Raw genomic sequence first — 7,783 nt, 5'->3', positions numbered from 1 at the left:
GGCACCGTCCTCGCCGAACTCAAGTAGGCGCTCCGCGCCCGTGAGTCCTTGTGGTCCCGTGGCGGGCCGAAAGGACTCACGGGCGGCGCAGCCGCCTTCGGGCGGATCGAACCGTAGGAGAAAACATGGCATTGATCGCTGTCCTCGAGTTGACCTTCAAACCCGATGCCCTCGACGCCGCGCGTGCGGTGATGGGCCGCGTGCTGACCGAGACCCGCGCCTTCGACGGGTGCCTCGGGGTGGACGCGGTGATCGACGCGACGAGCCCGAACACTTGGCGGTTCATCGAGCGGTGGGAGTCGGCCGAGCATGACGCCGCCTACCGCAGGTTCCGGGCCGGGGAGGGCGCGATCACCGACCTGGGGCCGCTGCTGGCCGGTGCACCGGCGTTGACGACGGGCACGGTGGCCGCGGACATCTGACCGCGCCGGGTGCCGTGGCCCTGGCCGCGGCACCCCGGCGGTGGTCGGGGCGTCAGCCGACGCGGCCGCGCGCCGATTCCGCGCCGCGCCCGTCGATCAGGAACGGGCGGGCGTTGACGACGTGCTTGCGCCAATGCGAGAACGCGGCGTCCGCGTCCCGGCTGCGCAGTAGCCGGATCAGTCGCCTGCAGGAGCGGACCGCCAGTTTCAGGTTTGCCGCGTACAGTTCGCGGTCCTCGTCCGTTTCCAGGACGGCGGGGCCGGTGTCGTGCCGGGTCAGCTCGTACAGCATCCCGGCAATGATCGCGAGCGGCGCGTTGCCGGACAGCTGGACCACCCGCAGGTGGAACGCGGACAGGCCGGCGACCAGAGTCTTCGACGCATACGACGCGGGCAGGTCCTCCTCGACCATGCGCGCGAGCTCGTCGAAATCCTCCTCGCTGCCCTCCGCTGCCAGCACCCGGGCGGCGTCCGGTTCGACGGCTTCGCGGGCGACGAACAGGTCGGCGATCGTGGCACCGGACAGTTCGAGGAGCATCGATGCGGGCCGCGCAACCACCTCGGGGCCGGGGACGCATACCCGGGCACCGGCCCGGGATCCGCGCCGCACCTCGACGAGCCCGTCCGATTCAAGCAGCCGGATTGCCTCCCGCAGGGTGGGGCGGCTGATCGCGAACCGGTCCATCAGGTCCGCCTCGTGGGGCAGGTGGTCGCCGTCCTTCAGCGCGCCCTCGATGATCATCGTGCGGAGGGTGCGGGCCACGATCTCGGCGGTCTTCGGGGTCCGGATCGGGCGGGTCGCGAGGCTCGGTGCATGGAAGACCGGTGCGAAGGTCTTGTCGGCCACCGGTCGTCTCCCTCGCCCTTGTCGTTGCGTCGACCCAGTAAAGCACCCGGCGCCGTCGTCCCTGACACAGGTCACGAGCCCGTCATCCGCGGCGCTCACGGCGCCCCGGTGCCGCTGATCAACGGCCACAGGCCTGCGCCGCCCGCGCCGGCCGCCGCCCCGGTCACGGCGTCGTCCCAGGACCGCACCGACCCGAACTCGCCCCGCCAGGCCAGCAGCCGGTTCGTGTACCGGTGCAGCGGGTGCTCGGCGGTGAAGCCGATCGCCCCCATTGCCTGATGTGCGTTCCGGACAATCGTGGCCGCCGCGTGCCCGGCGCAGGAGCGGGCCGACGCGATCGCGAACTCCGTTGCCGCCGCGTCGAACCCGTTCTCCATCACGGTGCTAACGGCGGCCTCGGTCGCGGCCCGGGCGAGGGCGTCGGCCGCCGCGATGTCCGCGACCAGCTGCTGCACCGCCTGGAAAGCGGCGATCGGCCTGCCGAACTGAGTTCGGGTGGTGGTGTGCCCGACGACGATGTCCAGGACCCGGCCCGCCGCACCGGTCATCGCCAGCGCCCGCGCCAACGCGCCCCGCAGCTGCAGTTCCCGGACCACGGTGCCGGGTATCGCGACGCCGGCCAGCCCGGATGGGTCGACGGTCACCCGGTCCCGCGGTTCCCCGGCCAGGTTCGCGCCCGGGACCACGTCGACGCCGGCGCGCGGCACCTGCGCGACCCGATGCCCGTCCCCGTCCGGCCACACCACCACCAGGGCGTCGGCGTGGCGGGCCCACGGAACCCGGTGCGCGACACCGCTGCCGTCCACGACCGCGGCCGTCCGGATGGGGGTGTCGCCGCCCGGCAGTTCCGCGGAGTCGGCGAGCCAGCCGGCAAGCAGGTCGTTCTCGGCGAGCGGGACCGGTGCCGCACTCGCCCCGGCCGCGGCGAGCAGCACGGCGGCCTCCGGCCAGCCGCCGCCCGCCTCGGCGCCGGTCAGCCGGGTGACCCCGAGGTCGGACAGGGTTGACCACAACGCCGGATCGAAACCGGTTCGGGCACCGGCCTTGTCGAAGACCCGATCGAGCAGCCGGGTCAGGTCGTCCAGGTCGGCGCTCACCGCATCCCCAGTCCCCGCGCGATCACGCCGCGCAGAATCTCGCTGGTGCCACCGCGCAGCGTGAAGCCCGGTCGTTGCAGCGCACCCGCGGTGACCAACCCCGCGTACTCCCGGGATGCCTCCTCTCCTGCCAGTTCGTCGGCCAGGTCCGCGATGTCGCCTTCGGTGGCGGTGCCGAGGACCTTCACCACCGAGGCCGCGACCTCCGCGTTCTCGCGGCGCTCCAGTGCCTCGGACACCGCCGTCGACATGTGGTGCAGCCCGACGAGACGGGCCACCAGGGCCCCGATCCGCGGATCCGCGGGCAGCGTCCCCGCCGCGACCTCGTCGGCGGTCGCGGCGAGCAGGGTGAAGGTGGACAGGAATCGTTCCGGGCCGCTGCGTTCGAAGCCGAGTTCGGACGTCACCTGCGTCCAACCGTCACCGACGGCGCCGAGCACCAGCTCGTCCGGAACGAACACCTCCTCGAGTCGCACCTCGTTGAAATGGTGATCGCCCGACATCGACAGGATCGGCTCGATCGTCACGCCGGGGGAGTCGAGGGGGACGATGAACTGCCCGAGCCCGTCGTGTCGGTGCGCGGGGTCCGGCGGGGCGGTGCGGGCGAGCGCGAAGAACGCGTCCGCGTGGTGCGCGCCGGACGTCCACAGCTTGGTGCCCGACAGGGACCAGCCGCCATCGACCCGGGCGGCCCGGGTTCGGACGCTCGCCAGGTCGGAGCCCGACTCCGGCTCGGACATGCCGATGGCCCAGCAGATTTCACCGCGTGCGATGCCGGGCAGGAAGCGTCGCTTCTGGTCTTCGGTTCCGTAGTTGAGCAGGGATGGCGCCGCCTGCCGGTCCGCGACCCACTGCGCGGCCACCGGTGCGCCGACGGCGAGCAGTTCCTCGGTGACGACGAACCGTTCCATGAACGTGCGCCCGTGCCCGCCGTACTCGACCGGAATTGTCATGCCGACCCAGCCGCGGTCCGCGAGCGCCCGGGTGAAGGCGCGGTCCCAGCGGGTGAGCCAGGTGTCGACGCCGGGAGTGAAGGCGCCTGCCTCGATCTGCTCGCGCAGGAACGTGCGAACCTCGGCCCGCAGGGCCCTCGTTCCTGGATCCGGCGGTGTGGCGGCCGGTACCAGCGGTGTGCGCATGACGTCCTCCCTGTGCTCGCAGTTCACGGTAGCCGTGGTGGTCTCGGCTGGAGGGCCGGACGGGCCGACGGTCAGCCGACGATGAGGGTCACGACCTCGGCAACGCACGCCGGTTTGTCGGCGCCCTCGATCTCGATGGTGACGGCGGAGGCGAGGAAGGCTCCGGCCGCCGCGCGTTCGAGGGCGACCGGGGTCGTGGTCGCCCGGATCCGCGACCCCGCCCGTACCGGAGCGGGGAACCGAACCTTGTTGCTGCCGTAGTTGACCCGCGCCGACCCGGTGTCGATCGTGTACAGCCGACCGGCGAGCAGGGGGAGCAGCGACTGGGTCAGGTAGCCGTGCGCGATCGTCGCGCCGTAGGGGCCGGACGCGGCCCGCTCGGGGTCGACATGGATCCACTGGTGGTCGCCGGTGGCGTCGGCGAACGCGTCGATCCGGTCCTGGTCGACCGTCAGCCAGTCGCCGGGGCCGATCGCCTGCCCCAGCGCGGCCTCGAGCGCATCGAGGGAATCGAAGGTCCTCACGCGGTGCTCCTCGGGTGTCGTTCGGACATCGCCTGTGGTGGGGAGGGTTTCACATGAAACGGGTGGCCGCCGGTGATCACCGCGGTGCGGCCGACAGCAGCGGCCGCGCGGGTCAGCGGGTCGCCTCCCGTTCGATCGCCGCGACCTCGTCACGCAGCCGGGCCATCGTCCGGTCCAGCTCGGTCGCGGCGTCGGCGGCCTCCTTCAGTTCCTCGAGCAGCCGCTGCGGCACGGCCTTGTTGTACTTGTAGTAGATCTTGTGTTCGAGGCTGGCCCAGAAGTCCATCGCGATGGTGCGGATCTGGATCTCGACGTACGTCATCTCGGTGCGGTCCGACAGGTACACCGGCACCTGCACGATCAGGTGCAGGCTCTGGTAGCCGTTCGGTTTCGGGGCGGCGATGTAGTCCTTCACCTCGATCAGCGTCACGTCGGGCTGGCTGGTCAGCATCTCCGCGACCCAGTAGGCGTCCGAGACGAACGCGCAGGTCACCCGGATCCCCGCGATATCGCGGATCTGGTCGCGGATCGACTCGATGTCCGGTGGGCAGCCGATGCGGATCGCCTTCTGCAGCAGCGACTCGATCGACTTGAGCCTGCTGTTGACGTGCTCGATCGGGCTGTAGTCGTGGGCGAGTTCGAACTCCTCGCGGAGGATGGTGATCTTCGTCAGCGTCGCGTCGATCGCGAACTTGTAGTTCAGGCGGAAACGGGTCAGCCGCTGCTGCATCTCCCGCAACGAGTCCAGTGTCGGCTCGGTTGGCGCGTCGCCGCCGGTCACGTCGCGGAACAGGTCGGACAGGATCGCCAGTTCGGGCTCGACGCCGTCACCGGACAAGTGCGTGCTCACGGGTGCTTCCTCACTGCGGGCGCGGGCCCGGGTCGGGCGGCGCGTGTCGATGCTCGCCCTCCATTGTGCCGATTCCCGTCGTCGGCCCCGTCCCCTCGCCCGGCATTGAATGGGGGTTCATGTGCGGGGTTTCGCTGGCGGATGGCAGATGAACCCCCATTCAACACGAGCGGGCGGGGCGGATAGCAGACGCGCCGCGCCGCGGATGCGGGTGGGGTGGCCGCGGCGCGCGAGGGCGCATCGACCAGGATTCAGCTGGTCCGGTTGCCGCCGGAGCGGTGACGGATTCGACGGGTGGAGGTCGCGATGACGAGGTGGACGACGCCGATGCGGGTGGCGGGGATTCTCGCGGGAGTGGTGTTCGCGGTCGGGGCCTGCTCGGCACCGACCGTGGAGGGAACGGCATCCGCGCAGGTCACGGCGATCACCGGGCAGGACGTCGGCGACGGCGGCGGCAGCACCGACTTCCGGGCCGAGGTGGGGGACTGCGTGAACCTGGGCGGCTCGGTGGACGCCGCGGAGATCGAGCACGCCACCTGCGGGAGCATGGACTCCAACTACAAGGTCATTGGGAAGGCGTCGGAGAACGCCCAGTGCCCGTCGGACGCGGACCAGGTCTACTACGAGACCTACGACTCGGTCGAGCAGGGAGCGCTGTGCCTGGACATTGACTGGGTCGTCGGTGGGTGCATGAGCGTGCCGGACAGCTCGGACGAGCCGTTCCGGGTCGAGTGCACCGACCCGACCGCGACGTGGGTGGAGCGGGTGACCGCGATCGTCGAGGACGTCACCGACGTCGAACGATGCGAGGAGGGCGGGTTCACCCACCCGGATCGTCGGTTCACGGTGTGCACCGAATCGGTGAACTCCTACTAGCCCGCTGCCCGCCCACCGATACGCTCGACCGATGTCATCACTGAGTCCGACCCTTGCCGGCCGGGTCTTCTCGCCGCCGAACTACCTGGTCGGCCGCGAGAAGGTCCGGGAGTTTGCCCGCGCCGTGCGGTCCACGAACCCCCTGCACCACGACGTCGACGCGGCGCGCGCGGCCGGATTTGCCGACGTCATCGCGCCGCCGACGTTCACCACGGTGACCGCGGGTCGGGCCGTCCTGCAGCTGGTGGAGGCTCCCGACACCGGCGTGATCCCCAGCCGCGTCGTGCACGGGTCGGAGCGGATCGAACAGCACCGGCCGATCGTCGCCGGCGACGAGTTGTCGACCACGCTGACGATCACCGACGTCACCGAGCGGGTGGGCAACGCGATTCTTTCCACCGTCTTCGAGATCCGGGACGCCGCAGGGGAGCCGGTCGCGACCGTCACGTCCTCCCTGCTGGTGCGGGGGGACGACGCATGAGCGGCACCGCCGTGGACTTTGCGGGCCTGGAGATCGGCGCGATCGTCGCCAAGTCGGATCTGACCGTCACCCGCGAGGATCTGGTTCGTTATTCCGGTGCGTCCGGGGACACCAACCCGATCCACTACAACGACACCGTCGCCGCCAGCGTCGGGTTGCCGGGGGTCCTCGCGCACGGGATGCTCACCGCCGGCCTCGCCCTGCAGGTGGTGATCGATTGGATCGGGGACCCGACCGCGGTGACCTCCTACGAGACCCGGTTCACCAGGCCCGTGGTGGTCGACCCGATCGACGGCGCGGACCTTGTCGTCGCGGTGAAGGTCGCTCGGCTCGACCCGGAGACCCGAACCGCGCGGCTCGACGTCACCGTGACGTGCGGTGGGCAGACGGTGCTCGGGAAGACGCAGGCACACGTTCGCCTGTAGCCCGGTCGGTCAGGGTGCGTCGGCGTCGGCGTCGACGCACCGTAGCCGGGTTCCGTACCGGTCCTCCTCGCCGGTCCGGGCCCCCGAATCGGTGATGATCGTGTCGACCTCGGTCAGTGCTGCCACGCGGGCGAGGGCACGCTGCCCGAACTTCGAACTGTCCGCGAGTACCGCGGTGCGGGCTGCCGCGGCGATCATGGCCCGTTTGACCGGTATCTCCAGGGTGTTGCTGTTCGTGATCCCCGCGTCGGGGTCGATCGCGTCCGCGCCGAGGAACGTCCAGTCGACCGAGTAGTCGGTGAGGAACTCGACGGTGCGCTCACCGACCAGGGTGAACACCGAGCCGAGCAGTTCGCCGCCCGCCACCAGCAGTCGCACATCGGGGAGGGTGGCGAGGTACTTCCCGATGCGCAGGTCGTTGGTGATGACCGTCAGCCCGGACCGGTGCCGCAGTGAGGTCGCGACCTGGTAGGTGGTGGATCCGCTGTCGAGGATCACGCTGTCGCCGTCGCGCACCAGGCCGGCGGCCTCGTGTGCGATCGCCGCCTTCTCGGCCCTGCGGACGTTCTCCTTGACGGCGTAAGGGATTTCGGAATGGGTGCCGTCGACGGGCCGCGCGCCGCCGTGCGTCCGTTCGGCCTTCCCGCCGCGCACCAGGGCGTCCAGGTCGCGGCGGATCGTCGACGCGTCGACGCCGAGGTCGCGCGACAACGCCTTCGCCTCGACGTAGCCGTCGGCGACGAGTCGCTCGAGAATCTCGTGTCGTCGGGTGCTCGCAGACACGCTGGTTCCTCCTTGAGTGATGACCGGACGGTCCGATGGCGAGGCGCGCATCCGGAGTCTAACCACCCGTGCGCGCACATTATTGACACGCAACGCCATCATTTGCATGATTACGGGCATTGAATGCGCGATAGCGCGCAATCGGTGCGTGAACTCACGCAACCTCACCTGGACACCGAGGAGCCTCGATGCAGATGGACCGGATCGGCCGCGCACGCCGCCACGTTGGGGTGCCCGCATGACCCTCAAGCTCGGGTACAAGGCGTCGGCGGAGCAGTTCGGGCCGCGGGAGTTGGTGGAGTTGGCGGTCCTCGCGGAGGAGCGGGGGATGGATTCGGC

10 protein-coding genes and 1 pseudogene are annotated in these 7,783 nt (G+C 70.5%); 5 read left to right on the top strand and 6 right to left on the bottom strand.

Going from position 1 to position 7,783, the window contains the following annotated elements; translation table 11 throughout:
- The first annotated feature begins 125 nt into the window (after positions 1-125).
- Positions 126-422, top strand: a complete 297-nt coding sequence (locus tag ACFWPA_RS19455; RefSeq protein WP_378509109.1) for a putative quinol monooxygenase — start codon at positions 126-128, stop codon at positions 420-422.
- Positions 423-474: 52 nt separating this feature from the next.
- Here ACFWPA_RS19455 and ACFWPA_RS19450 read toward each other — a convergent pair whose 3' ends face one another.
- From ACFWPA_RS19450 to ACFWPA_RS19430, 5 genes are all read right to left on the bottom strand, one after another.
- Positions 475-1,269 carry a FadR/GntR family transcriptional regulator gene (locus ACFWPA_RS19450; RefSeq protein WP_378509108.1) on the bottom strand — a complete coding sequence of 265 codons (795 nt, stop codon included), beginning with the start codon at positions 1,267-1,269 and terminating at the stop codon, positions 475-477.
- 95 nt (positions 1,270-1,364) lie between these two features.
- On the bottom strand, positions 1,365-2,366 hold the full coding sequence (locus ACFWPA_RS19445) for an acyl-CoA dehydrogenase family protein (RefSeq protein ID WP_378571570.1): 1,002 nt from the start codon (positions 2,364-2,366) through the stop codon (positions 1,365-1,367).
- The gene (locus ACFWPA_RS19440; protein WP_378571568.1) at positions 2,363-3,505 is read right to left on the bottom strand and encodes an acyl-CoA dehydrogenase family protein; all 1,143 of its coding nucleotides are present in this window, start codon (positions 3,503-3,505) and stop codon (positions 2,363-2,365) included. Before ACFWPA_RS19440 ends, ACFWPA_RS19445 begins: the two co-directional genes overlap by 4 nt.
- Before the next feature lie 71 nt (positions 3,506-3,576).
- Positions 3,577-4,029 (bottom strand): MaoC family dehydratase, encoded by a 453-nt coding sequence (locus ACFWPA_RS19435; protein WP_378571566.1) that lies wholly within the window; start codon positions 4,027-4,029, stop codon positions 3,577-3,579.
- A gap of 112 nt (positions 4,030-4,141) precedes the next feature.
- The gene (locus ACFWPA_RS19430) at positions 4,142-4,879 is read right to left on the bottom strand and encodes a GTP pyrophosphokinase family protein (RefSeq protein WP_378571564.1); all 738 of its coding nucleotides are present in this window, start codon (positions 4,877-4,879) and stop codon (positions 4,142-4,144) included.
- A 306-nt stretch (positions 4,880-5,185) separates the two neighbouring features.
- Between ACFWPA_RS19430 and ACFWPA_RS19425 the strand changes: the two genes are divergently transcribed.
- The 3 genes from ACFWPA_RS19425 to ACFWPA_RS19415 are packed head-to-tail and all read left to right on the top strand — an operon-like array spanning position 5,186 to position 6,661.
- Positions 5,186-5,755: a hypothetical protein gene (locus ACFWPA_RS19425; protein WP_378509103.1), complete on the top strand. Its 570-nt coding sequence runs from the start codon at positions 5,186-5,188 to the stop codon at positions 5,753-5,755.
- 31 nt (positions 5,756-5,786) lie between these two features.
- Positions 5,787-6,236 (top strand): MaoC family dehydratase N-terminal domain-containing protein, encoded by a 450-nt coding sequence (locus ACFWPA_RS19420; RefSeq protein WP_378509102.1) that lies wholly within the window; start codon positions 5,787-5,789, stop codon positions 6,234-6,236.
- Entirely contained in the window at positions 6,233-6,661 is a 429-nt protein-coding gene (locus tag ACFWPA_RS19415; RefSeq protein WP_378509101.1) for a MaoC/PaaZ C-terminal domain-containing protein, read from the top strand. Before ACFWPA_RS19420 ends, ACFWPA_RS19415 begins: the two co-directional genes overlap by 4 nt.
- Positions 6,662-6,670: 9 nt before the next feature.
- On the opposite strand, the gene ACFWPA_RS19410 is transcribed toward ACFWPA_RS19415, so the two are convergent.
- On the bottom strand, positions 6,671-7,444 hold the full coding sequence (locus tag ACFWPA_RS19410; RefSeq protein WP_378571562.1) for a DeoR/GlpR family DNA-binding transcription regulator: 774 nt from the start codon (positions 7,442-7,444) through the stop codon (positions 6,671-6,673).
- Positions 7,445-7,682: 238 nt separating this feature from the next.
- Here ACFWPA_RS19410 and ACFWPA_RS19405 point away from each other — a divergent pair.
- Positions 7,683-7,783: pseudogene (locus ACFWPA_RS19405) on the top strand (glucose-6-phosphate dehydrogenase (coenzyme-F420)); the annotation flags it as partial.

The organism is Rhodococcus sp. NPDC058505 (genome assembly GCF_042720095.1).
Lineage (GTDB): Bacteria > Actinomycetota > Actinomycetes > Mycobacteriales > Mycobacteriaceae > Rhodococcus_G.
The sequence above is the reverse complement of the archived record's forward strand: the minus strand, read 5'-3'. Positions and strand labels throughout refer to the sequence as shown.